We start from the raw sequence: 22858 nt of genomic DNA, 5'->3' as shown, positions 1-22858 counted from the left end.
GACTGATCGCGGACCGGTCCCCTCCGGTCCGGCGCTACTGCTGCGGCGCATTCCCCGTGTGCGGCCTCAGGCCGATCCTGCCCCCTGCGGAGGGGTCGGGAACGGCACGACGGCCACTGTTACGTTGTCGTGGCCCCCGCCGTCCAGGGCGTGGCCGACCAGAACCCGGGCGGTGTGCAGCGGACGCGCGGCGGCGTCGGCCGGTACGGCCTCCGCCATCTCGTCGGCCGCCTCCGCGTAGTTCCACAGGCCGTCGGTGCACACCACCACCACACCAGGCCGGTCCGGCTTGAAGGAAGCGGTGTGCGGGTCGAGTTCGTAGGCGTCCGCGCCGAGCCAGCCGGTGATCGCGTGGGCGCGCTCGTCGGCGTACGCCTCGGCCTCGTTCATCAGGCCCGCGGCGACCATCTGCGCGGCCCAGGAGTCGTCCTCGGTGAGCCGGGCCGGGGGCGAACTGCGGTCCGTCGGCACCCAGTAGACCCGGCTGTCGCCGACCCAGCCGACGACCAGCAGGCTCGGGGTGACGATCGAGCCGACGATCGTGCACGCCGGGGCGTTCTGGTGCGGCTGGTGCTCGCGGGCCGTGGCGGGCTCCGCGGCGAGCGAGTTGACCGCGCGGGAGGCGGCGACGATCGACTCGTGCATCGCCTGCTGGGGGTGCGTGCCCTGCGGCAGCGCGGCCAGCAGCGCGTCGGCCGCGGCCCGGGACGCGGCCAGGGAGGCGTCGTCGGGGCGGGTCGCCGAGGAGACACCGTCGCAGACGACCGCGAAGGTGGCCGGCGAGCCGTCGGGCAGCACGCTGGTGCCGAGGGTGAAGGCGTCCTCGTTGCGGTGGTGGCGCAGGCCGCGGTCGCTGACGGCGGCGATCGGACCGGCCTCCTGCTCCATGTGGTCGCGCTCACGCGGCTGGGCGTGCCCGCAGTTCTCGCAGTAGCCGTCGTCGTCGACCCGGCCCGCGCGGCAGGCCACACAGACGGACGGTGCGGTGCCCTCGGCAGGGGTGGGCGGTCCGGCGGCCACCCGTGGGTCGGGCGCCTGCAGGACGTACTCGTCGGGCTCCGGCGAGCGGTCGAAGCGCACACCGGAGACGGGGGAGACCGGCGAGCCCACCGGTCCCGGCGGAGGCGGTTCATGCCCGCCCGACTCGGTGCCCTGCAGATCGGCCGGCAGATGGACCTCCGCCGGCGGGTGCGGGACCTCGGGCCAGGGGCCGCCGGGGGGCGCACCGTTCATGGCGATGGTCGGGCTGTCGTCCGGCCGTGCCGGCACGGCGGACAGGTCGTATCCGCACGCACCACAGAAACGGTCGCCCGATTCGAGCGGCCACTCGCAGCTGGGGCAGGCGGACAGCTGGGGCATCTGCGACATCAACTACACCCACGTCCGGGGGCGGTAACGGTTGGCTCGTTCCACCAGGTCGATCCTCTCCTCGCCGCCCTGCGCGAGCCGGGCCAGCGTGCGGTACGAACGCTCCAGGCCGAAGCGCAGTCCTCGCTCGTCCAGTCCGCTGCCGAGCAGCGCCCGTCCCTCGGCGGCGGGGGCGACGGGATCCTGGCCACCGGAGAGTATCCAGTCCAGGGCCGCGCCCAGCACCTCCGCCGACAGCTGCTCGCGGCGCGCCGGATCCAGACCGTACGCGTCCAGCGCCTCGACCTGCCCGGCGGCGGCGGTCAGGTCGTCCAGGAAGGGTACGTCGCCCGCGGTCGCGGTGCGGCCACGCAGCCGCGCGCGGACGGCGGCCACGCGGGCGGCGGTGTAGTGGATGGAGGACTCCGGCACCGACTCCAGCGTGGTCACCGCGCCACGGTGGTCCCCGGTCGCGAGTTGCACCCGCGCGAGGCCGAACGCGGAGCTCACATAGCTGGGGTCGGTCGACCAGACCAGGCGGTAGTACTCGGCGGCGTTGTCGAGCTGTCCGAGCACCTCCGCGCACAGGCCGAGGGCGAGCTTGGGGGCGGGTTCGCCCGGGAAGGCGTCGTAGATCGCGTCGAAGGCGAGTGCGGCGGCCTCGTGGTCGCCGGTCACCAGGGCGGCGACGCCCCGGTACCAGACCACCCGCCAGTCGTCGGGGCGTTCCTCCTCCAGCCGCCGCAACGACTCGTCCGCGGTGTACGTGTCGCCGTTCTCCAGCCAGGCCCGCACCTGCCGCAGGCGGGTCTCCGCGGATGCCGTCGGCGCGGCCGCGAGGGCACCGAGCAGCTCGGCGGGCGCGGTGGTCATGAGCCCGGCGAGGAAACCGGCGTTGGGGTCGGAGGGGTCGACGTGGGGGACGGGGAGCGCCAGGGCGGCGGCCGGGGCGTCGGCGGACTTGACGATGGTGGTGACGGCTCCGCCACCGGGCCGCTCGGGACCCGGGGTGCCGACCGGAACGACAGCGGATGCGGGGGCGGCGGTTCCGGTACCGTGCCGCCCCGACGGAGGCACCCGCGTCCCCAGCCGCGACACCTCCCCGTCCAGCTTCGGGAACAGCTCCGCGTCGGTGACCCGCACTTCGGGGCCGAAGAGCGTCGACAGGGAGGGCCTGGCACGGCCCGTCTGCAGGGAGACGACCTCGCGCAGGACCCCGGTCAGCTGTTCCGACATCTCCTGCGCGGAGGCGAAACGGCGCGCCGGATCCGGGTCGGTCGCCCGGACCAGCAACCGGTAGAACGACTCGTACTGGCGGAAGACCTCGATGTGGTCGGGGTCGGGCAGCGAGTCGACGAAGACGTTGGTGTAGCCCTGGAAGTCGAAGGTCAGCACCGCCAGGGTGCGGGCGACCGTGTACAGGTCGGAGGCGACCGACGGGCCCACCTCCGCGACCTCCGGAGCCTGGTAGCCCACCGTGCCGTAGATGGCCGACTCCTCGTCGTCCATCCTGCGCACCGCGCCCATGTCGATGAGCTTGAGCTGGTCCTCGGTCTGGATGGCGTTGTCGACCTTGAAGTCGCAGTACAGGAGGTTGCGGCTGTGGAGGTGGCCGAGCGCCTCCAGGGCCTCGATGCCGTACGCGCACGCCTGCTCGACCGGCAGCGGGTCCCGCTTCCCGCCGGTGGTGCGACGGTCGTTGGCGATCTCCTTGAGCGACTTGCCGCCGACGTACTCCATGACGATGTAGCCGTCGAGCGAGCCGGTGCGCTGGTCGAGGTGTTCCACGAAGTTGTAGATCCGCACGATGTTGGCGTGCTCGATCTCCGCGAGGAAGCGCCGCTCGGAGATCGCGGCGGCCATCGCGTCCTGGTCGCCGGTGTCCAGCAGGCCCTTGAGGACCACCCACCGGTCGGACACCGCGCGGTCCACGGCGAGGTAGACCCAGCCGAGGCCGCCGTGCGCCAGACAGCCCGCGACCTCGTACTGGCCGTGCACGACGTCGCCGGACTTCAGCTTCGGCACGAACGAGTAGGGGTGGCCGCACTTCGTGCAGAAGCCTTCCGTGCGCCCGGACTTCTCCCCGCGGGAACGGCCCACCGGGGCCCCGCAGTCGGAGCGCGAGCAGAACCGCTTGCGCTCGGGCACCTCGGGGTTCTCCAGGACCATCTCGCGCGGGTCGGGCCGCGGCACCCCGGGCACCTCGACGAGGCCCGCTCCGAGCCGGCCGCGCCCGCTCGAACCGGTACCGGAGCCGGAGCTGCGCACCGACACCGAACGGCCCGTGGACTTCCCGGAGACCGAGCGCGACAGCCGTCCCGACACCGAGCGCCGGGACTTCGACGACTGCGAGGACGTACGCGAGGAGGCGCGGCCGGTGGCGCGCGAACTGAGGCTGCCCCGCGAGCCCCTGCCGGTGGACGCCGAACCGGCCCGGCCTGCCTCGGCCGAGACGACCGGCGCGAGGCCGCAGGTGTCGCAGTACAGCTCGCCGCCGCCCATGTCCTCGTACGTACCGTCGCAGCCGGGCCGCTGGCAGGGCTGCTGTTCCTGACTCATGACGTCGCCGCACCCCCTTGGTCGCTCATGCTCCGGGCCCTCCCCGGTCTTCGGGACCGCTCTGCTGCGGTACTCGCGGGGCTCCCAGCAGTTCGGCGGCCGCGTGCTGGTAGCGCAGCACGGCCTGTTCGGCGACCCGCAGGTCGCAGGGCGCGCTCCACAGCATCCGCCGGGCCGCGTCGTAGCGCTCGATCAGGAACGGGTCCTCGGCCAGGCCGTGCCGTGCGACCTTCGCCTTGTACGCGTCGAGACGGCCGCGCAGCTCCGCGCGGACCGCCAGCGGCGCGGTGACCGCGGTCAACGACTCGCGGGCGCGCAGCAGTTCGTCCTCCGCCTTCTCCTCCAACGACTCCAGGAGCGGGGACAGGCGGTGCCACTGGGCGTGTCTGCGGTACTCGGCGGCCGTCGCCAGCTGCTCCTGCAGCACGGTCGGCGGTCCGCTGACGACCGGCACCTCCGTGGCGGCGATCTTCGCGAGGACCTCGCCGCGCGCGGTGCGGGCCTCGGCGAGCGTGCGGTCCGCGCGGGAGAGCACGTCCCGCAGCTTGACCAGCCGGGCCTCCGCGTCCTGCCGCACGGTGAGCACGGCGTCGATCTCCCGGCGCACGTCCTCCAGGGCGCGCGCCTCACGGTCGTACGCCGTGGTGTCCGGCTTTCCGCCGCCGGGCGCCGAACTGCCCTGCGCCTGCCGCCAGAAGGCGAGCGGGTCGGAGATCACCCGCTCGCGCAGTGAGGTGAGCGCGTGGGTGATGCGCTCCAGGTCGTCGCCTGCCGGGTGCTCCCCGGGGCGCACGCCGACGGAGTGCGCGAGCCGTCTGGTGCGCTGGAGTTCGGCGGCCAGCAGATCTATCCGTGCGGGCAGCGCCGACCACACCGCGTCGGCGGTGACGACCATGTCCAGGCTCGACGCGTACAGGTCGTTCATCCGCTCGACGAGCGTCACCAGCGAGAACCGCTCGCTCAGCTTGCCCGAATTGCCGTGCAGGGTCGGCGCGTTGGCCGTGGCGGTCGCCGAGCCCGCGACGGTGACCGACTCGCCGCGCAGCAGCTCGGTCAGCTCCACCAGGTCCTCGCGGCTGGACCAGCGGCGGCGGGAGCGGATCTCGCGGGCCGAGCGCAACGCGTCCGAGTACGCGTCGAAGTACGCCCACAGCAGGGTGATCGAGGCGTCGGCGGACGTCCAGCGCTCCTTGGTGACGCCGGTGAGTTCGGCGCCCTCGAGGAGCCTGCGGCCCGCGTGGTCCTGCAGGGCGAGGAGCGAGGTCTCTATCGCCTCGTGCTCCGCGCCGAGCCGCGCCAGCGCACGGTCCACCTCGTCCCGGTCCATCACCGGCCCGGGGGGTCCCGTGACGCCCATCGATCACCTCTCGCTGCTGAAGGGTTGCTGCGTGGTCGTGAACTGTGTGTGGTCGGCGGTCCGTCAGCTCTTGCGCAGGTACTGCGGTGCGGGCGGCTCCGACTTCGTCGAGTCCTTGTCCAGTGTGGCCGACAGCCACCTGTTGTACGACGCCTGCCAGCCGTCGGTGGTGTCCTCGCGGTAGTCCACCAGGATCTGGTTGACCCGGCGTACCAGATCGTCGGCGTCCTTCTTCATCGCCACGCCGTAGTACTCGGTGGTGAAGGGGGAGCCCTTCAGTTCGACGGCCGGGTCCTGGGCGGCCTGGCTGGCGGCGAGGGCGCCGTCGGTGACCACGGCGTCGACCTCGCCGAGCTGGAGCCTGACGAGGCAGTCGAGTTGGTTGGGAACGGGGGGCGAGATGATCGCGGAGGAGACCAGTTCCTTCGCCTTCTTGGCGTCCACCAGTTTGGTGTTCGCCGTGGAGCCCTCCGCCGTGCAGATCCGCTGCTTCGCCAGTGTCCCGTTGTAGCCAGTGATGCCGGAGGACTTGGAGGCGAGGACCTGCTGCCCCGTCTTGAAGTACGGCGCGGAGAACGCCACCTGGCCCAGGCGGGTGCAGTTGATCGTCATCGTGCGGACGACCATGTCGACCCGGCCCTCCTGGATCGCCGGGATGCGCTGGTTGGTGGGGATCGCCTTGAACTGCACGGCGTTCGCGTCGCCGAGGATGTCCTTCGCGATCCGATGCACCAGGTCGATGTCGAAGCCCTCCAGGTCGGCGTGCTCCCCGCCGTTGGGGTTGCGGTAGCCCCAGCGGTAGCTGTTCTGGTCGACGCCGACGATCAGCTTGCGCTTCTCGCCCTGCCGGGCCTTGATCCTGTCTATCGTCGGGCCGTCGGCACCCGAGGGGGACAGCGTCTGCTTCTCCGGGGCCGCCTTGACCGCCGGAGTCGAACACGGGTCGTCGTCCGCCACCTGATCGGCACGGGTCACGCCCGGCCCGCCGGTGCCGGTGCTGCCGTCACCGCGCGACTGGGCCACCGGCAGCAGCAGCGCGAAGGCGAACACCAGAGCGCAGACGACCGCCATCGCCCCGACACCGCCCCAGCCCCTGAGACCGGCCCGCACACGCCCACGCATCCGCATCGTCACGCCCCCTCTCACCGGTACTCCGACAGCCTGCGCCCGATGCCGAGCACCGCGCCCGCCGCTCCCAGGACGGCCAGCACCGCGGCGCCCGCCGACAGGCCGGTCATCGCGCCGAGACCGTCACCGGCCGAGCGCTCGAACTCGGCCTCCTCGTGGACCAGGGCCTTGGCGAGGTTGGCGTCGACGCTGTCGAAGCACTCGCCCGTCGCCCCCTTGGCTCCTATGACCCGGTTCAGCGCCTCTTCGTAGTTGCCGTTGTCGTCCTGCGCGCGGGCCGCGGTGTGGCGCTGCTTCCACACCGTCATGTTGCCCTCGGCGGCGGTCACCGGCTTCTTGCCACTGGTGTCGTCGGCGAGCTTCGACGCCTCGGCCAGGCCCTTGCCGAGGGTGTCCATGTCCTTGTCGAAGTCGAAGTCGTAGGCGTCGTAGGTGACGTCCACGCCCTGGGCGTTCTTCCGGGTGACCGTCTCGGCGCCGCGGGCCACGAGCGTGAGGTTCTCGTTGCCGCGGGCCTTGAGGGAGGCGATCCGGGCGTCGTGCAGCACGTTGAGCGAGCGCACTCCGTGGTCGTAGGAGTCGTTGAGCCCGGAGCGCGCGACGGTGTGCCCGACGACCAGCCACAGCAGCACCACGGTCGCCGTCGCGGTGGCCGCGACCAGGCCGTGGTTGAGAACCCGGTTGGTGCGCCGGTAGTTGCGGTGCTGGGCCCAGGCGAGCCCGGCGAGGGCCAGGACGCCGAGGCCGATCGCGGCCCACGGGTAGGGCGTGGCGTCGGCGTAATCGGCGCGCAGCCGCTGGTTCTCGCTGGTGTAGAGGTTCTGCGCCTTCGGGAGCATCTCCTCCTGCATCTTCTCGTTGGCGTACCGCAGATAGGCGCCGCCGACCGGGAAGCCCTGGCGGTTGTACGTACGGGCCCGCTCCACCAGGCCCTTGTACTCCGGCAGCAGGGTGTTGAGCTCGGCCACGGTCTTCGCGGCGGGGGAGTCCGGGTCGGAGTTCGAGGCCGCCTTGACCAGACCGGTCGCGGCCAGGTCGATGTCCTTCTCGTACCGCTCGCGGGAGGCGGCCGTCTCCTGGCCGCCGGCGAGGAAGCCGCTGGAGGCCGCGGTGTTGGCGTCGGCCAGGTAGCGGTAGATGTCGGCGGCGGCGCTGCTGAGCGGCTGGCTCTTGTGCAGCACGTCGTCCGCCGCGGCGGCCCGGTCGTTGGTCTGCCAGGCGGTCACCGCGCCGAAGAGGACGACGAGCAGGGCGAGCGCTGCGCCGATGATGCGCAGCCGGCCCGGTTCGGTGGTGGCGGCCGCGCGCACCTGGTCGAGACCTTCCGCGAAGGCCGTACGACGGGCGGGCGCCGCGGGGGACACCGGGGCGGGCGGGGGTGCCGGCTGGGCCGGCGGTCCCGGCTGCGGCGGTACGGCCGGCATCGTGGGCACCCCGGATCCCGGTGGTGCCGCACTGCTCTTCGGCGGGTGTGTCACTGTTCGACCTCCCCCATGGTCATCCCTCGCCGCAAGTATCGCTGCCGGGACCGACATCCGCACCGGGCTTCACTGGATCTTGATCGAACCGCAGCGGATCGCCTGCGACGGCCCGGTCGTCCCCCCGCACCACCCCTTGCCCATGAATACGCCACCGGAATCGGTTCGGTTCCCCCCGGGGGCGCGTAGGGTCGCCCTCGTGCGCGGGGTACGAGTGGTGATGATCGGCGGAACGTCCCATACCGGCAAGTCCACGGTCGCCGGGGTGCTGGCCGACCGGCTCGGCTACGAGCACCGGTCGACGGACCTGCTGGCGAGACACCCGGGGCGGCCCTGGCGCACGCCGGAGCGGGAGGTGCCGCCGCACGTGGCCGAGCACTACGCGACGCTCGCCGTCGACGAGTTGATCGACTCGGTCCTCGCCCACTACGAGCGGCTCTGGCCCCGCATCGAGGAGCTGGTCAGGGCGCACGCCACCGGACCAGGCCTGGTCCTGGAGGGCTCGGCGCTCTGGCCGGAACGGGTCGCCACGCTGGAGGTGCCGCACACGGCCGCCGTATGGCTCACCGCCGACGAGGACGTCGTGGGCGCCCGGATCCGTGCCGGGCGCTACGACGGAGCGACGCGCCAGGAACGGTTCCTGATGGACAAGTTCCTGGCCCGCAGCGCGCGTTACCAGTCGCTGATGGTGGAGGCCGTCGACCGGCTGGGGCTGGCCCGCGTCGACGTCGGGAAGGACATGTCCGTCTCCGAGGTGGCCGACGCGGTGCTCGCTCAGGCCTCGTAGTACGCCCGCGCCCTCGCCTGTACCTCCGCGGACGCCCCGGCCCGGTCGAGGCCGAGGAGCGCGGCGCCCAGGACCGGACTCGCGGTCACCACCCGGGGTACGGCCTTGGGGGCGCGCGCGGCCAGGAGCTCCCGCACGCCGTCGTCCAGTTGGGGGTGCCGGGCGGCCAGGACGCTGCCGCCGAGCAGGACCGGAGTCTCCTCGTCGAGGAGGTCGAGGCGGGTCAGGGCCACCGTCGCCATGGACACCACCTCGTCGGCCAGGCGGTCGACGAGCGAGCGGGCCACCGGGTCGCCGGCGGCGGCCGTGGCGAAGAGCACCGGCGTCAGCTCGTGCCGGCGGACGGGGGCGATGTCCTCCAGGTGCAGGGCCTCGATGAGGGCGTACATGGACGGCAGCCCGAAGTGCCGCGGGAGCACGCGCGCGAGGTCGGTGTCGACGCCCCGCCCGTCCTCCGCGCGGGCCGCGTGCCACAGGGCCTCCTCCGCGAGACCCCAGCCGCCGCCCCAGTCGCCGGAGATCCGGCCGAGCGCGGGGAAGCGGGCGGTACGGCCGTCGGGGCGCATACCGACGCAGTTGATGCCCGCGCCGCACACCACGGCGACTCCGCGCGGCTCGGTGACCCCGGCCCGCAGGATCGCGAAGGTGTCGTTGCGGACCTCCACCTCCGCGCCCCACGCGCGCGCGTGCAGAGCGGCCGCCAACTGCTGCTCCTCGACGGGGAAGTCGGCGTTGGCCAGACAGGCCGAGACATGGTCCACCGACCCGACCCCGGCCGCGGTGAACGCCTCTCCCACCGCGTCGGCGATCACGTCCACCGCCGCCTCGACGCCCACCACGGGCGGCCGGAACCCGCCGCCGCGGGCCGTGGCGAGGACGCTTCCGTCGGCCGCGACGACCGCGACGTCGGTCTTGCTGTTGCCGGCGTCGACGGCGAGGACACATGCGGTCAGGCCCACGCGAGATGCTCCCGGTTGTGTGCGATCAGTCGGTCGGTGAGGCCCTCGGCGTACTCGTACTGGCCGACGAGGGGGTGGGCGAGCAGCGCCTTGAAGACCCGGTCCCGGCCACCCCGCAGGGCCGCCGTCAGCGCCAGGTCCTCGTACGCCGTCACGTGCGCGATCAGGCCCGCGTACAGCGGGTCCACGGCGGGCACCGCCAGCGGGGTCGGCCCCTTCGGGCCCACGGCCGCCTGCACCTCGATCACCGCGTCGTCGGGCAGGAAGGACAGCGTGCCCCGGTTGAGGGTGTTGACCACCTGGTAGGGGCTGCCGCCCCCGCCGAGCAGCCCGGCGGCCAGGTCGACCGCCGCCTCCGAGTAGTAGGCGCCGCCCCGCTTGGCGAGCAGCTCCGGCTTCTCGTCCAGGGCCGGGTCGCCGTACATCGTGAGCAGTTGCCGTTCCATCTCCGCCACTTCGGCGGCGCGGGACGGCTTGGTGCCGAGTTCCCGTACGACCTCGTCGTGCGCGTAGAAGTAGCGCAGGTAGTACGACGGGACCACGCCGAGCCGGTCAAGCAGCGGGCGGGGCAGGTGCAGGTCGCCGGCGATCGTGTCGCCGTGCTCGGTGAGCAGCTCGGGCAGGACGTCCTCGCCCTCGGGGCCGCCGAGCCGTACCCCGGTCTCCCAGGTGAGGTGGTTGAGGCCCACGTGTTCGAGGTGGATGTCGGAGGGGGTGACGCCGAGCAGCCCGGCGAACTTCCGCTGGAAGCCGATCGCCACGTTGCACAGCCCGACCGCCTTGTGCCCGGCCTGGAGGAGGGCACGGGTGACGATCCCGACCGGGTTGGTGAAGTCGATGATCCAGGCGTCCGGGTTGGTGCGGCGGACGCGTTCGGCGATGTCGAGGACCACCGGGACCGTGCGCAGCGCCTTGGCGAGGCCGCCCGCGCCGGTCGTCTCCTGGCCGACGCAGCCGCACTCCAGGGGCCAGGTCTCGTCCTGTTCGCGGGCGGCCTGGCCGCCGACACGGAGCTGCAGGAGCACCGCGTCGGCGCCGTCCACGCCCGCGTCCAGGTCGTCCGTCGTCGTGATCCGGCCGGGGTGGCCCTGCTTGGCGAAGATGCGCCGGGCGAGCCCGCCGACCAGCTCCAGGCGCTCGGCGGCCGGGTCGACCAGGACGAGTTCCTCCACGGGCAGGGTGTCCCGCAGGCGCGCGAAGCCGTCGATGAGTTCGGGGGTGTAGGTCGAACCTCCGCCGACCACAGTGAGTTTCATATGTGGTTAACCCTTCACTCCGGTCAGCGTGACGCCTTCGACGAACGCCTTCTGCGCGAAGAAGAACACGAGGATCACGGGGGCCATGACCAGCACGGTCGCGGCCATGGTGAGGTTCCAGTCGGTGTGGTGCATGCCCTTGAAGGACTCCAGGCCGTAACTGAGTGTCCAGGCGTTCTGGTTCTCCGAGGCGTAGATCTGCGGACCGAAGTAGTCGTTCCAGGCGTAGAAGAACTGGAAGAGGGCCACGGCCGCGATCCCCGGCTTGGCCATGGGGATGACGACCTTGAGCAGGGTGCGCAGATCGCCGCAGCCGTCGACCTTCGCCGCGTCCACGTACTCGTTCGGGATGGTCATCAGGAACTGCCTGAGCAGGAAGATCGAGAACGCGTCCCCGAACGCCATCGGGATGATCAGCGGCCACAGGGTGCCCGACAGGTCCAGCTGCTTCGCCCAGAACAGGTACATCGGGATGATGACGACCTGCGGCGGCAGCATCATCATGGAGATGACCAGCATCAGGGAGAGATTGCGGCCCCGGAAGCGGAACTTGGCGAGCGCGTACGCCACCGGGATCGACGACACGACCGTAAGGACTGTTCCCAGTCCCGCGTAGACCAGCGTGTTGCGCCACCAGGTGAGAAAGCCCGGAGTGTCGAAGACCCGCTTGTAGTTGCCCCATTCCCAGGTGTGCGGGATCAGATCGCGGCTGAGGGCCTGGGTGTCGCTCATCAGCGAGGTCAGGAACACGAACACGAAGGGCAGCGTGAAGAAGAGAGCCGCGGCGAGGCCGAGGGAGTGGATCGCGACCCACTCCAGGGCGGCCTTGCGCCGGGCGGTGCGCTCGGCGGGCGAGGCCGGGGTCTTCAACTCCACCGGCCGGTCCAGTACTTGGGTCATGGTCAGTCACCTGCCTGGATGAGACCGCCCCGGCGCCGCATCAGGAACGCGGTGAACACCATCGACAGGGCGAAGAGGACGAGGGCGACGACACACGCGGAGCCGTAGTCGAAGCGCTGGAAGCCGAGGTTGTAGACGAGCTGGGGGAGGGTCAGGGTGGACTTGTCCGGATAGCCGGGCTCGAACTGCGTGCCCGCGCCCTGGATCACGCCCGAGGCGACCTTTCCGGCGATGAGTGGCTGTGTGTAGTACTGCATCGTCTGGATCACGCCGGTGACCACGGCGAACATCACGATCGGCGAAATGTTGGGAAGGGTGACGAACCGGAACCGCTGCCACGCCGACGCCCCGTCCAGCTCCGCGGCCTCGTACTGCTCCTGCGGCACGTCGAGCAGTGCGGCCATGAAGATGACCATCAGGTCGCCGATGCCCCACAGGGCGAGCAGGGTGAGGGCCGGCTTCGACCAGGTGGGGTCGTTGAACCAGCCGGGGGCCGGGATGCCGACCTTCTCCAGGATGGAGTTGACCGGGCCCGTACCGGGGTTGAGGAGGAACGCGAAGGCCATGGTGGCCGCCACGGGCGGGGCCAGGTACGGCAGGTAGAAGAGCGTCCGGAAGACGCCCGTACCTGTCTTGATCTTCGTGATGAGCAGACCGATCCCGAGGCCGAAGACGACCCGGAGGGAGACCATCACCACGACCAGCCACAGGGTGTTGCGCAGGGCCGGCCAGAAGAAGGGGTAGTGCTCGAAGACGTAGGTCCAGTTCTTCGTCCCGCTCCAGGTCGGCGGCCTGAAGCCGTCGTAGTGCATGAACGAGAAGTAGACGGTCGAGAGCAGCGGATAGGCGAAGAAGACCGTGAAGCCGATCAACCAGGGAGACATGAAGGCGATGGTCCGAAGCGCCGACCTGCGGCGTTTCGACGCCAGAGTGACGGTGCTCATCGCTACTTCGCCTGCGCGATGTCCGTGTCGATCTGCTTGGCCGCGCCGGCGAGGCCCTTCTTGAGGTCCGTGACCTTGCCGCTCTCGTAGTCGTAGCCGAGCTGCTGGACGGTGGTGAGGTAGACACCGCCGTTGATCGAGGACGGGGCGGTCGTCGAGTTCGGGTTGGCGGCGATGTCGAGGAAGGTCTTGAAGCGCGGGTCGTACTTCAGCTTCGGGGACTTCAGGGCCGCGAGCGTCGAGGGCACGTTGTGGATGGTGTTGGAGAAGCCGACCACCGCGTCCGTGTCCGTGGTGATGTACTTCAGGAACTCCCAGGCCGCGTTCTGCTTGGTGCTGTTGGCGGCGATGCCGGCGATGGTGCCCGTGATGTAGCCCTTGCCGTACTGGTCGGCCTGGTCGTCGGGGACGGGCAGCGGGGCCACGCCGATGTCGAAGCCGGGCTTGGCGTCCACGGCCATGCCGAGCCGCCACTCACCGTCGAGCTGCATGGCGACCTGACCGGTCTGGAAGGGGTGCTTGGGGCCCCACTCGTCGCCGAGTCCGGCGCGGTACTTCTCCAGCTTCTGGTAGCCGCCGAGGTCGTCGACGAGCTTCTTCTGGACGGTGAAGGCGGCGGCGACGGCCGGGTCGGTGGCGATGGTGGATTTGCCCGACTTGTCGAAGTAGGTGGGTGAGAACTGGCCCATGTAGTGCTCGGTCGTGGTCTCCCAGCCGTGGTAGTTCGGCATGAACCCGAGCTGCTTGTACGAGTCGCCCTGGGCGATCGTCAGCTTCTTGGCGTCGGCCTCGAACTCGGTCCACGTCTTGGGCGGCGAGGTGATGCCGGCCTTCTCGAACGCGGTCTTGTTGTAGTAGAGCCCGTACGCGTCGCCCAGCAGCGGCGCGGCACAGCGGTCGCCGTCGAACTGCGTGTACTGGTTCATCGCGGCCGGGAAGGTCGTGTCCGGGTCGATCCCCGACTTCTTGAAGAACGGGTTGAGGTCGACCAGCGCGCCCGAGGAGCAGAACTTGCCCACGTTGTTCGTGGTGAACGACGAGATGACGTCCGGGGCCTTGTCACCCCCCGTGCGCAGCGCCTGGTTGATCTTGTCGTCGGTCATGTTGCCGACGACGTTGACGTGGATGTTGGGGTGCGCCTTCTCGAAGCCGGCGACCAGCGCCTTCACTCCCGCCACCTCGGAGTCCGCGCTCCAGGCGTGCCAGAAGTTGATGGTCGTCTCCTTCGACGCGTCGTCCTCGGCGCCGGAGGAGGACTGGCCGGTACAGGCGGTGGTGACGAGCACCGCGGACACGGTCAGGGCAAAGGCCGCTTTCCGGGCGGACGAGGGTATGGCTGTGCGCATGACGGGGTCTCCCAGGGACGGGCGGTGAGGTGAGGGTGTGGGGGAGTACGGGGGTCAGCGAGAGGTGTCGAAGACCTCGTCGCGGGTGGCGGCGAGCGCGCTCTCCAGCGCGCCGCGCAGCACGGGGTGTTCATGGACGTCGCCGACGACCAGCCGGGGGCGGGAGGCTGCCAGTTCCTCCAGCTCGGCCTGGACGAGGGCACGCAGGATGTCGCCGCCGGCGGTGAGCGAGGCACCGCTGAGGACGACGAGTTCGGGGTCGAGGACGGAGACGAGCGAGGCGAGACCGGTGGCCAGACGGGTGGCGTAGGTCTCCAGGAGCAGCCGGTTCAGGACGGTGTCCTCGGTGGCGGCACGCTCGACGAGGGCGGCGGCGACCTCGGCGTACGGCCCCGAGGGGATGTCCGTCATGCCGAGCTCACGGGCGAGGTGGGGGATGGCCTGGGAGCCCGCCAGCTCCTGATAGCCACCACTGTTGGCTTTCCTCACCTGCCGCACCAGCGGTGCTCCGGGAACCGGCAGGAAACCCACCTCTCCCGCGCCGCCCGTCCAGCCGCGGTGCAGCCGTCCGCCGAGGACCAGGGCGGCACCGAGACCGCCCTCGTTCCACAGCAGCACGAAGTCCTCGTGGCCGCGGGCCGCACCGAGCCGTTGTTCGGCCACGGCCACGAGGTTGACGTCGTTCTCGTACTCGACCGGCATGGGCAGAGCGGCGGCGAGTTCATCGAGGAGGGCGGGGGTGTGCCAGCCGGGCAGGTGGGAGGCGTAGCGCAGCCGGCCCGTGCCCGGGTCGAAGGCGCCCGGGGTGCCGATGACGAGCCGGTGGACGTCGCCGCGGGAGAGTCCCGCCGCCTTGACCGCGCCGTCGAGGGCGTCGGTGACCTGCCGGACGACGGGCTGTGCGGGTCGGCGGCCCGGGGTCGGCAGTTCGTAGGAGCCCACCGTGCGGCCGGTGATGTCGGCGACCGCGGCGAGGATGCGTTCAGGGGTGACGTCGAGCCCGGCGGCGTACGCGGCGGTCGGGTCGACCTCGTACAGCTGGGCATTGGGGCCCGGCCTGCCCTCGGTGGTACCGGTGGCGAGGACGAGGCCCGACGCCTCCAGGCGGGCCAGGAGCTGGGACGCGGTCGGCTTGGAGAGGCCGGTGAGCTTGCCGATCCGTGTACGGGAGAGGGGGCCGTGTTCCAGCAGGAGGTCGAGCGCGGCACGGTCGTTCATGGCGCGGAGTGTGCGTGGTGTGCCTGCCATGGGTGCCCCTCTCCGTGACTGCCGGGCGACTGTACTGCCCAGCGACTGTTAGGAAGGTTTCCTATCGGATGCACCGGAACTTAGGTCTGGACCACCTGCCCGTCAAGAGGGGAACGGCAAACCGCCCCCGCAGGAAACGGAGTCGTTACCTGCGGGGGCGGTGGAGAAGGGAAAGAGAGCGGTTACCGGACGTCGGTGTAGTCACCGGCGGCCGTCGCCGGGCCGGTGGTGGCCGTACCCGCGAAGACGTAGCGAGTAGCCGTCCTTGGTGGCCTTCGTCGTCGTGAGAGTTGGCCGCTTTCGCCGGGGGCCGCTACTTCGGCGCCGGCCGCTGCGCCACCACCGGTGCCGGCGCGAGCGGGGAGGCCGCCGCGGCCTGCGGGGACTCGGAGTCGGAGAAGACCGACGGTGCCGCGACCGCCGACGTCGGGTCCGCGGCCTCGCCGTCGGTGAGGCCGGCCGCGCCGCCGACGATGCGGATGTCCGCCGCGTCGAAGGCGCGCTTGATGCGCCAGCGCAGCTCACGCTCGACCGTGAGGGACTTGCCGGGCATCGTCTTCGCGGAGACCCGCACGACCATGGAGTCCAGCAGGACGCTGTCCAGGCCGAGCACCTCGATCGGGCTCCACAGGAGCTCGTTCCAGGGCTCCTCCTTGCTCATCTTCTCGGCGACCTCGCCGAGCACCCGCTTCACGTTGTCGAGGTCCTCGGAGGCCCGCACGGTCACGTCCACGCCGGCCGTCGCCCAGCCCTGGGAGAGGTTGCCGATGCGCTTGACCTCGCCGTTGCGGACGTACCAGATCTCGCCGTTGGCGCCGCGCAGCTTGGTCACCCTGAGGCCGACCTCGATGACCTCGCCGGAGGCCACGCCCGCGTCGATGGTGTCGCCGACGCCGTACTGGTCCTCCAGGATCATGAACACACCGGAGAGGAAGTCCGTGACGAGGTTGCGGGCGCCGAAGCCGATCGCCACACCCGCGACACCGGCCGACGCGAGCAGCGGGGCCAGATTGATCTCGAAGGCACCCAGCACCATCAGGGCGGCGGTGCCCATGATGATGAAACTCGCCACCGAGCGCAGCACCGAGCCGATGGCCTGCGAGCGCTGCCGGCGGCGCTCGTTGTTGACGAGCAGACCGCCGATCGCGGTGCCGTCGACCGCCTGGGCGGTGCGGTTCATCCGGTCGATGAGCTTGGTGATGGCCCGCCGCACGACCATTCTCAGAATCCCGGCGATCACCAGGATCAACAGGACCCGCAGACCGATCGCCAGCCAGGTCGACCAGTTCTGCTCGACCCAGCTCGCGGCGTTCGTCGCGCTCTCCTGGGCGTCCTGGAGACTCGGCACGGCCGGCGTCGAGGTGTCCGAGGGGGACGGCGACGGCGACGGACTCGCGGCCAGTAGGACGGCGGACAAGGACACGGCAGGTACCTCCAGGTGCTGCGTCTGCCTACCGGTACGGCGGTCAAGGTCACGGAAAGGTCACCGGTAAAGCAGGCTCACCACACTAACGGTGCATCGTGTGTGGATCGTTGCAATGTTCAGGGGAGAGACGGCTCTCACCTGGGGATGAAGAAAGGTGTGGTCGAAAACACTCCCGGCCCGTTACCGGGAGATGGTGGCGTTTCTCCCGGGCGAGAGGGGAGACTGACCTCAGATCGTCCCGGCACGAGCCACGTGCCGCCGACGCCCAAGGAGGCATCCGTGCCGCATGTCCTGGTACTCAACGCGTCGTACGAGCCCCTCGGCGTCGTACCGCTCCGCCGCGCGCTCGTCCTCGTCCTGGAGAACAAGGCGGTCTCCCTCGAGGAGTCCGGCGCCTTCATGCACAGCGCGACCGTCACAGTCCCCGCACCCAGCGTGGTCCGGCTCAAGCGATTCGTCCGGGTTCCCTATCGGGGGCCCGTTCCTCTCACCCGCAGGGCGCTCTTCGCCCGCGACGGGGGCCGGTGCATGTACTGCGGTGGCGTCGCAACCAGCGTCGACCACGTCATCCCGCGCAGCCGCGGGGGCAAGCACGTCTGGGACAACGTGGTGGCGTCCTGCCGGCGCTGCAACCACGTGAAGGCCGACCGACACCTGTTCGAGATCGGCTGGCGGCTGCGCCACAAACCCGCCCCGCCGACCGGTCTGGCCTGGCGCATCATCGGCACCGGGCACAGGGACCCACGCTGGCTGCCGTACTTGCAACCGTACGGCGCCGAGGACGCCATGGCCCGGATCGACGGCATCTCTGCCTGACGACGATCCGGGCCTTTGTGTTGCCGCACGCGGCCGCTCGAACCGGCCCCGGAGGCCCCCCGTACCTCCGGGACCGGCGCATCACCCGGTCACGTGTGCCTGAGTTCCGCCGGGCGGACCGAGCGGTTCAGCAGCGGCAGTGACGTGGCCGCGGCCAGGAGACAGGCCGCGTACACCCCGAGCGGGACCAGGAGCGCGGCGTACGGCGTGACGGGCGGCCCGTCCATGGTGAGCCGGGCATACCAGACGCCGATCGCCGTGCCGCCGGCCCCGCCCAGAAGGAGCGCGGGGGCGAGTGGCAGGGCGGTCTCCAGGAGCAGCGCCCGGCCGAGCACCGAGCGCGGCACCCCGGCGGCTGCCTGCGTGGCCAGGCCCCGGCGCCGGGTGGCCAGGGACTCCACGGTGCCGACCGCGAGGCCGCCGAGGGTGATCGCCAGGGCGACGAGGATCGCGGCGGCGGTCAGGTCCAGGCCCGCGGTGTAGAAGGAGCGGTCCGCCGCGAGGTACCGCGTCCGGTCCAGCTCGGCGTTCAGTGCCTGACGGACGCCCACGAAGCCCGTCCCGACGACGGTCACCAGGAGCACCGCCGCATGGGTACGGGCCGCCGCCCACGGGTCTTCGCGCAGCCGCTCCGCCGCGATCAGCGTCGCCGCCGTACGGGCCCGGCGCGCGAGCACCCGGCCCATCAGCCCCGCCGTCCCCCCGGCAAGGCCCACCGCGGCCGCGCCGACCACGAGGAGCAGACCGGCCACGATCAGCGGTCCCCCTTCGAACGGCGACCTGCTGCCGCGGGGGCTGGCGCTGGAGGTCACGGCCACGGCGACCGGAGCCAGGGCGGCCACGAGCAGCACTCCGCCCGCGAACAGCAGTCCCGACGTCCGCCGCGAGCGCGACGGTACCCGCCGCACCCATCCCAGCGGCGAGGCGACCACCCGGCGCAGCGCCAGCGCACCCGCGCTCGTGCCCAGCACCGGCACGCCGAGGCCGATCACCGCGAACGCGGCCCAGGCGAGGGCGGGCGGGCTCTGCCACCGGCCCAGCAGCACCACCACCGAGACGACCGTCGCGAGCGCCGAACCGAGCAGAGAGGCCATACCCGTCTCCAGCGCGGAGATCCGCCGCACCTGGGCGGACGAGGCGCCCGCCAGTCGCAGCCGCGCCAGACGCCGGTCGCGGTGCACGGCTCCGATCCGGGCGCACTGACCGAGGAAGCCGAGGACCGGCACCAGCAGGAGCAGCAGGCCGACGATCACGCCGGCGCGGGTGCCGGGCTGGTCGAGGAGACCCGCGCCCACGGAGATGTCGTACTGCCCCCGGAGCGAGGCGAGACAGACGGCGGTCAGCGCGAACCCCGTCGCGAGCGCCGCGCCCAGGGCCGTCAGCCCGATCCGCCACCACTCCCGCCGGTCGGAGCCGCGCGTGAGCAGCCAGGCCAGGCGGAGGTCGGCGGTCAGGGGGCTGCCGGTCCGTGCATCGAGGGCGGTCGTCATGCCGTCACTCCCACCGCGGTCACGGCCCCGTCGGCCATCCGCACCTCGCGGTCCGCGTACGCCGCCACCTGCGCGTCATGGGTGATCAGCAGGACCGCCGTGCCGGCCTCGCGGGCCGTGTGGACCAGGGCCGTCATGACCTGCTCGGTCGCCAGGGAGTCCAGCGCGCCGGTCGGCTCGTCCGCGAAGACGACCCTCGGCCCGGTGATCAGGGCGCGGGCCAGCGCGGTCCGCTGGGCCTGGCCGCCGCTCATCTCGCCGGGCCGCAGACCGGCCTGGCCGCGCACCCCGAACCGCTCCAGCCACTCATCGGCCCGCGTGTGGGCGTCGGCGCGGGAGACGCCCGCGAGCAGCAGCGGCAGCGCCACGTTGTCGAGGGCCGTCAGCTCGGGGATGAGCTGCCCGAACTGGAAGACCACGCCGAACTCCGTACGGCGCAGCTCGCTCAGCCGCTTCTCGGGCAACTCGTCGAGGCGCTCACCGCCGTAGGACACCGAACCGGCGTCCGGCCGCACGATCCCGGCCAGGCAGTGCAGCAGCGTCGACTTCCCGCCGCCGCTGGTGCCGGTGACGGCGAGGATCTCGCCGGAGTCCAGCCCGACCGAGGCGCCCCGCAGGGCCTCGGACCTGCCGTACGCCTTGACGAGGTCGTGGGCCGCGAGGAGCGGCACCGGGTTCTCCCCCGTGGTGTTCATGCTGAGTCGACCTCCGCGGTCAGAGTGGTGAGCCGGGCCGCCGTCGTGTTCATCCAGCGCAGGTCGGCGTCGAGGTGGTTGAGGGCGTAGTCCGCCGAGAGCACGGTCGCGAGGTCGGCCCCGTGGGCGGTCTTGACCGCCGTGAGCTCCCGCATCCGGGCCATGTGGGCGGCGCGCTGCGCCCGGAGGTAGGCGTCCGGGTCGCCGCCGGCCAGGATCGAGACGACGACCTTGGCGAAGATCTCGTTGGTCACGAAGGGCGCGGGCGGGGCGATCTGCCCGGCCCACCGGTCCAGTTCACGCGTCCCCGCCTCGGTCGAGCGGTACCGGGTGCGCTCCGGGCCGCCGTCCGAGTCGGTGCCGTCTACCTCGGCGAGGCCGTCCCGGACCAGGCGCTGCAGGGTCGTGTAGACCTGCCCGTAGGCCAGTGGACGGGCCTCGGGGAAACGGTCGTCGTGGCGTCGCTTGAGGTCGTAGCCATGGCTCGGCCCTCCGGCGAGCAGTCCCAGCAGGATGTGACGGGTGCTCATGGCGATCAGTATGCACCACGTATATGTATCGAGTGAATAGTGATCAGTGGTCCGAGTGGGCGGGTGGTCAGTGAGCGGGTAGTCAGGTGATCGGGTGGTCAGGTGGCCGGTGATTGGCGCATCATGACGAAAAGCACTTCTCCTCTTCGGTACGTCTGCCGTCGCGTCCTGTGGGTAGGGCTGCGGTAACCCCCGTCGTCGTACTCGACAAGGAGGCCCCCGTGGCCGCATCGGCACCCCTTCTGCTCCCGGCCCTGTCCAAACCCGAGGCGCCCGCTGAACACTTCTGTGTCTTCAGCGCCGAGGGCGCCTGCACGGAGACCCCGCTCACCAGCGAACCACCCCTGCCCGACGCCGAGCCCCTCACCAGCGAGCCGCCGCTCGCCGACGCCGCCCCCCTGACCAGCGAGTCCGACGCATACCTGGAGCCGTAGATGGCGGCGCCCCCCGGTCCGGAGCTGTCCCGCCTCGCCGAGTCGTACGGCGTCGGCACCTCCTACCAGCCCTCCCCGGACCGTACGGTCGCCGCCTCCGCCACCGCCGTCACGCTGGCCCTGGCCGCCCTCGGCGTCGACGCGGGCGACCCGGCCGCCGCGCTCGCGGCCCGTGAGCGTGAGCTGCGCGAGCGCCTGCTGCCGCCCACGGTGGTGTGCTGGAGCGGCAGTCCGCCCGCCTTCGTGGCAGACCTGCCCGAGGGCACCCGGCTGCGTATCGAGACCGAACAGGGCGAGACGCGCTCCGCCGCCGACCAACTCCCGCCCGGCGTCCACCGGCTGACCGCCACCGCCCCCGACGGCCGCACCGCCGACGCCCACCTGATCGTGGCCCCGCCCCGGCTGCCCGCGCCGCCCGGGCGGTCGTACGGCCTCCTCGTCCAGCTCTACTCCCTGCTCTCGCACCGCTCCTGGGGCATGGGCGACCTCGGCGACCTCGCCGAACTGACCTCCTGGGCGGGCCGTGCCCTCGGCGCCGGCTTCGTCCAGGTCAATCCGCTGCACGCGGCGGTGCCCGGCGCCCCCACCGACCCGTCCCCCTACCGGCCGTCCTCGCGCCGCTTCCCCGACCCGGTGCACCTGCGGATCGAGGACATCCCCGAGTACGCCCAGGTCGCCGACTCCGAGCGGCTGCGGGCCCCGCGCGAGCGGGCCGAGCGGCTGCGGGAGGCGGTGCTGGAGAAGAGCGCCCTGATCGACCGGGACGCGGTGTGGGAGCTGAAGCGGGAGGCGCTCGAACTCGTCCGCGAGGTCCCCCTCGGACCCGGCCGCCGTGCCGCCTACGCCGACTACCTCGCCGAGGGCGGCGAGGCCCTGGAGGACCACGCGACCTGGTGCGCGCTGGCGGAGGTGCACGGCTCGGACTGGCGCAGCTGGCCCGCCGGCCTCCGCGACCCGCGGTCCGCCGAAACGGCCCGCGCGCGCGGCGAGTTGATGGACCGCGTCGACTTCTACTCCCGCCTCGCCTGGCTCACCGAGAGCCAGCTCGGCGCCGCCCAGCGGGTAGCGCGGGAGGCGGGGATGCCGGTGGGTGTCGTGCACGACCTCGCGGTGGGCGTGCATCCCGAGGGCGCGGACGCGTGGGCCCAGCAGGCGTACTTCGCGGCCGGGATGTCCGTAGGAGCGCCTCCGGATGCCTTCAACGCGCGCGGCCAGGACTGGGGGCTGCCGCCGTGGCGCCCGGACCGGCTGGCGGAGTCCGGGTACGCGCCGTACCGGCAGTTGCTGCGGGCCCTGTTCCGGTACGCCGGCGCGCTGCGCATCGACCATGTCATGGGCCTGTTCCGGCTGTGGTGGGTCCCGCAGGGGCGGCCCCCGACGGAGGGCACGTACGTCCGATACGACGCGGAGGCGATGCTCGCCGTGCTCGTGCTGGAGGCGTCGCGGGCCGGGGCGGTGGTGATCGGGGAGGACCTCGGCACGGTCGAACCCGGTGTGCGGGAGGTGCTGCGCGAGCGCGGGGTGCAGGGGACGTCCGTGCTGTGGTTCGAACGGGACTGGGAGGGCGACGGGCGTCCGCTGCCGCCCGAGCGGTGGCGGGCGGACTGTCTGGCGACGGCGACCACGCACGACCTGCCGCCGACGGCGTCTCGTCTCACCGGGGAACATGTCGAACTCCGGGACGGTCTCGGCCTGTTGACCCGGCCGCTGGACGAGGAACGTGCGGAGGCCTCGGCGGACACGGCGGAGTGGCTGGAGCTGCTGGCCCGTCTCGGTCTGCTGCACGGCACGGGAGGCGGCGCCGACCCCTCCTCGGAGGAGGCGCAGATCCAGGCCGTCCACCGGTTCCTGCTGCACACCCCGGCCCGGATGGTGGGCATCTGGCTGCCGGACACGGTGGGGGACCGCCGGCCGCAGAACCTGCCGGGGACGTGGGACCAGTATCCGAACTGGCGGTTGCCGATCGCGGACGGGGAGGGACGGGCGGTGACGCTGGAGGACCTGGCGGCGTCCCCACGGTTGCACGCGTTGGTGGAGGTGCTGCGGGCGCCGTAGAGGCCGTCTGCGGGCGCCGTGGGGGCGGGCGCGGCGTCCGGGGGAGCGGGCGCTCGCACGGCCCGCGCGCCTCATACGGCACCCCGGGCGCGCGGCCCCAACC

At 71.9% G+C, this 22858-nt stretch carries 19 protein-coding genes; 4 read left to right on the top strand and 15 right to left on the bottom strand.

Features of this window, described 5'->3' with window-relative positions:
- Positions 1-66: 66 nt before the first annotated feature.
- From BFN33_RS43495 to BFN33_RS43475, 5 genes are all read right to left on the bottom strand, one after another.
- Complete coding sequence (locus tag BFN33_RS43495) at positions 67-1371, bottom strand: PP2C family serine/threonine-protein phosphatase (RefSeq protein WP_069765749.1); 1305 nt, start codon at positions 1369-1371, stop codon at positions 67-69.
- Entirely contained in the window at positions 1372-3906 is a 2535-nt protein-coding gene (locus BFN33_RS43490) for a serine/threonine-protein kinase (RefSeq protein ID WP_069765748.1), read from the bottom strand.
- A 25-nt stretch (positions 3907-3931) separates the two neighbouring features.
- Complete coding sequence (locus tag BFN33_RS43485; protein WP_079141324.1) at positions 3932-5263, bottom strand: hypothetical protein; 1332 nt, start codon at positions 5261-5263, stop codon at positions 3932-3934.
- Between the two features lie 63 nt (positions 5264-5326).
- Positions 5327-6391, bottom strand: coding sequence for a glutamate ABC transporter substrate-binding protein (locus BFN33_RS43480; protein WP_069765760.1), 1065 nt, complete (start codon positions 6389-6391; stop codon positions 5327-5329).
- Between the two features lie 14 nt (positions 6392-6405).
- The gene (locus BFN33_RS43475) at positions 6406-7815 is read right to left on the bottom strand and encodes a hypothetical protein (RefSeq protein WP_079141325.1); all 1410 of its coding nucleotides are present in this window, start codon (positions 7813-7815) and stop codon (positions 6406-6408) included.
- A 253-nt stretch (positions 7816-8068) separates the two neighbouring features.
- Between BFN33_RS43475 and BFN33_RS43470 the strand changes: the two genes are divergently transcribed.
- Positions 8069-8656, top strand: a complete 588-nt coding sequence (locus BFN33_RS43470; protein WP_256123029.1) for an AAA family ATPase — start codon at positions 8069-8071, stop codon at positions 8654-8656.
- Here the strand turns inward: BFN33_RS43470 and BFN33_RS43465 are convergent.
- From BFN33_RS43465 to BFN33_RS43435, 7 genes are all read right to left on the bottom strand, one after another.
- Positions 8644-9615 (bottom strand): N-acetylglucosamine kinase, encoded by a 972-nt coding sequence (locus tag BFN33_RS43465; RefSeq protein ID WP_069765744.1) that lies wholly within the window; start codon positions 9613-9615, stop codon positions 8644-8646. The two genes, BFN33_RS43470 and BFN33_RS43465, sit on opposite strands and share 13 nt — an antisense overlap.
- Positions 9606-10871, bottom strand: coding sequence for a 6-phospho-beta-glucosidase (locus tag BFN33_RS43460; protein ID WP_069765743.1), 1266 nt, complete (start codon positions 10869-10871; stop codon positions 9606-9608). The genes BFN33_RS43465 and BFN33_RS43460 overlap by 10 nt, the downstream gene beginning before the upstream one ends.
- Before the next feature lie 6 nt (positions 10872-10877).
- Positions 10878-11771, bottom strand: a complete 894-nt coding sequence (locus BFN33_RS43455; RefSeq protein WP_069765742.1) for a carbohydrate ABC transporter permease — start codon at positions 11769-11771, stop codon at positions 10878-10880.
- Positions 11772-11773: 2 nt separating this feature from the next.
- On the bottom strand, positions 11774-12715 hold the full coding sequence (locus BFN33_RS43450) for a carbohydrate ABC transporter permease (protein WP_069765741.1): 942 nt from the start codon (positions 12713-12715) through the stop codon (positions 11774-11776).
- A gap of 2 nt (positions 12716-12717) precedes the next feature.
- Positions 12718-14061, bottom strand: a complete 1344-nt coding sequence (locus BFN33_RS43445) for an ABC transporter substrate-binding protein (RefSeq protein WP_069765740.1) — start codon at positions 14059-14061, stop codon at positions 12718-12720.
- A 54-nt stretch (positions 14062-14115) separates the two neighbouring features.
- Positions 14116-15309, bottom strand: coding sequence for an ROK family transcriptional regulator (locus BFN33_RS43440; RefSeq protein ID WP_069765739.1), 1194 nt, complete (start codon positions 15307-15309; stop codon positions 14116-14118).
- Between the two features lie 313 nt (positions 15310-15622).
- On the bottom strand, positions 15623-16732 hold the full coding sequence (locus BFN33_RS43435; RefSeq protein ID WP_069765738.1) for a mechanosensitive ion channel family protein: 1110 nt from the start codon (positions 16730-16732) through the stop codon (positions 15623-15625).
- Between the two features lie 282 nt (positions 16733-17014).
- Between BFN33_RS43435 and BFN33_RS43430 the strand changes: the two genes are divergently transcribed.
- Positions 17015-17551, top strand: coding sequence for an HNH endonuclease (locus tag BFN33_RS43430; protein ID WP_020116449.1), 537 nt, complete (start codon positions 17015-17017; stop codon positions 17549-17551).
- 89 nt (positions 17552-17640) lie between these two features.
- On the opposite strand, the gene BFN33_RS43425 is transcribed toward BFN33_RS43430, so the two are convergent.
- The 3 genes from BFN33_RS43425 to BFN33_RS43415 are packed head-to-tail and all read right to left on the bottom strand — an operon-like array spanning position 17641 to position 20266.
- A complete protein-coding gene (locus tag BFN33_RS43425; RefSeq protein ID WP_069765737.1) occupies positions 17641-19041 on the bottom strand; it encodes a hypothetical protein in 1401 nt (466 codons plus the stop codon).
- Positions 19038-19736 carry an ABC transporter ATP-binding protein gene (locus BFN33_RS43420; RefSeq protein WP_069765736.1) on the bottom strand — a complete coding sequence of 233 codons (699 nt, stop codon included), beginning with the start codon at positions 19734-19736 and terminating at the stop codon, positions 19038-19040. Before BFN33_RS43420 ends, BFN33_RS43425 begins: the two co-directional genes overlap by 4 nt.
- On the bottom strand, positions 19733-20266 hold the full coding sequence (locus tag BFN33_RS43415) for a PadR family transcriptional regulator (protein ID WP_069765735.1): 534 nt from the start codon (positions 20264-20266) through the stop codon (positions 19733-19735). The genes BFN33_RS43420 and BFN33_RS43415 overlap by 4 nt, the downstream gene beginning before the upstream one ends.
- A 221-nt stretch (positions 20267-20487) precedes the next feature.
- Between BFN33_RS43415 and BFN33_RS43410 the strand changes: the two genes are divergently transcribed.
- Positions 20488-20700 carry a hypothetical protein gene (locus BFN33_RS43410; RefSeq protein ID WP_079141323.1) on the top strand — a complete coding sequence of 71 codons (213 nt, stop codon included), beginning with the start codon at positions 20488-20490 and terminating at the stop codon, positions 20698-20700.
- Positions 20701-22755, top strand: a complete 2055-nt coding sequence (gene malQ / locus BFN33_RS43405) for a 4-alpha-glucanotransferase (RefSeq protein WP_069765734.1) — start codon at positions 20701-20703, stop codon at positions 22753-22755.
- Positions 22756-22858: the final 103 nt, after the last annotated feature.

This window comes from Streptomyces sp. LUP47B, from assembly GCF_001746295.1.
GTDB lineage: Bacteria > Actinomycetota > Actinomycetes > Streptomycetales > Streptomycetaceae > Streptomyces.
The sequence above is the reverse complement of the archived record's forward strand: the minus strand, read 5'-3'. Positions and strand labels throughout refer to the sequence as shown.

Coding starts and splice junctions, on each gene's coding strand:
- malQ (WP_069765734.1), top strand. CDS start 20,701: ATGGCGGCGCCCCCCGGTCCGGAGCTGTCCCGCCTCGCCGAGTCGTAC.
- BFN33_RS43485 (WP_079141324.1), bottom strand. CDS start 5,263: ATGGGCGTCACGGGACCCCCCGGGCCGGTGATGGACCGGGACGAGGTG.
- BFN33_RS43440 (WP_069765739.1), bottom strand. CDS start 15,309: ATGGCAGGCACACCACGCACACTCCGCGCCATGAACGACCGTGCCGCG.
- BFN33_RS43420 (WP_069765736.1), bottom strand. CDS start 19,736: ATGAACACCACGGGGGAGAACCCGGTGCCGCTCCTCGCGGCCCACGAC.
- BFN33_RS43425 (WP_069765737.1), bottom strand. CDS start 19,041: ATGACGACCGCCCTCGATGCACGGACCGGCAGCCCCCTGACCGCCGAC.
- BFN33_RS43480 (WP_069765760.1), bottom strand. CDS start 6,391: ATGCGGATGCGTGGGCGTGTGCGGGCCGGTCTCAGGGGCTGGGGCGGT.
- BFN33_RS43475 (WP_079141325.1), bottom strand. CDS start 7,815: ATGCCGGCCGTACCGCCGCAGCCGGGACCGCCGGCCCAGCCGGCACCC.
- BFN33_RS43460 (WP_069765743.1), bottom strand. CDS start 10,871: ATGAAACTCACTGTGGTCGGCGGAGGTTCGACCTACACCCCCGAACTC.
- BFN33_RS43455 (WP_069765742.1), bottom strand. CDS start 11,771: ATGACCCAAGTACTGGACCGGCCGGTGGAGTTGAAGACCCCGGCCTCG.
- BFN33_RS43450 (WP_069765741.1), bottom strand. CDS start 12,715: ATGAGCACCGTCACTCTGGCGTCGAAACGCCGCAGGTCGGCGCTTCGG.
- BFN33_RS43415 (WP_069765735.1), bottom strand. CDS start 20,266: ATGAGCACCCGTCACATCCTGCTGGGACTGCTCGCCGGAGGGCCGAGC.
- BFN33_RS43445 (WP_069765740.1), bottom strand. CDS start 14,061: ATGCGCACAGCCATACCCTCGTCCGCCCGGAAAGCGGCCTTTGCCCTG.
- BFN33_RS43490 (WP_069765748.1), bottom strand. CDS start 3,906: ATGAGTCAGGAACAGCAGCCCTGCCAGCGGCCCGGCTGCGACGGTACG.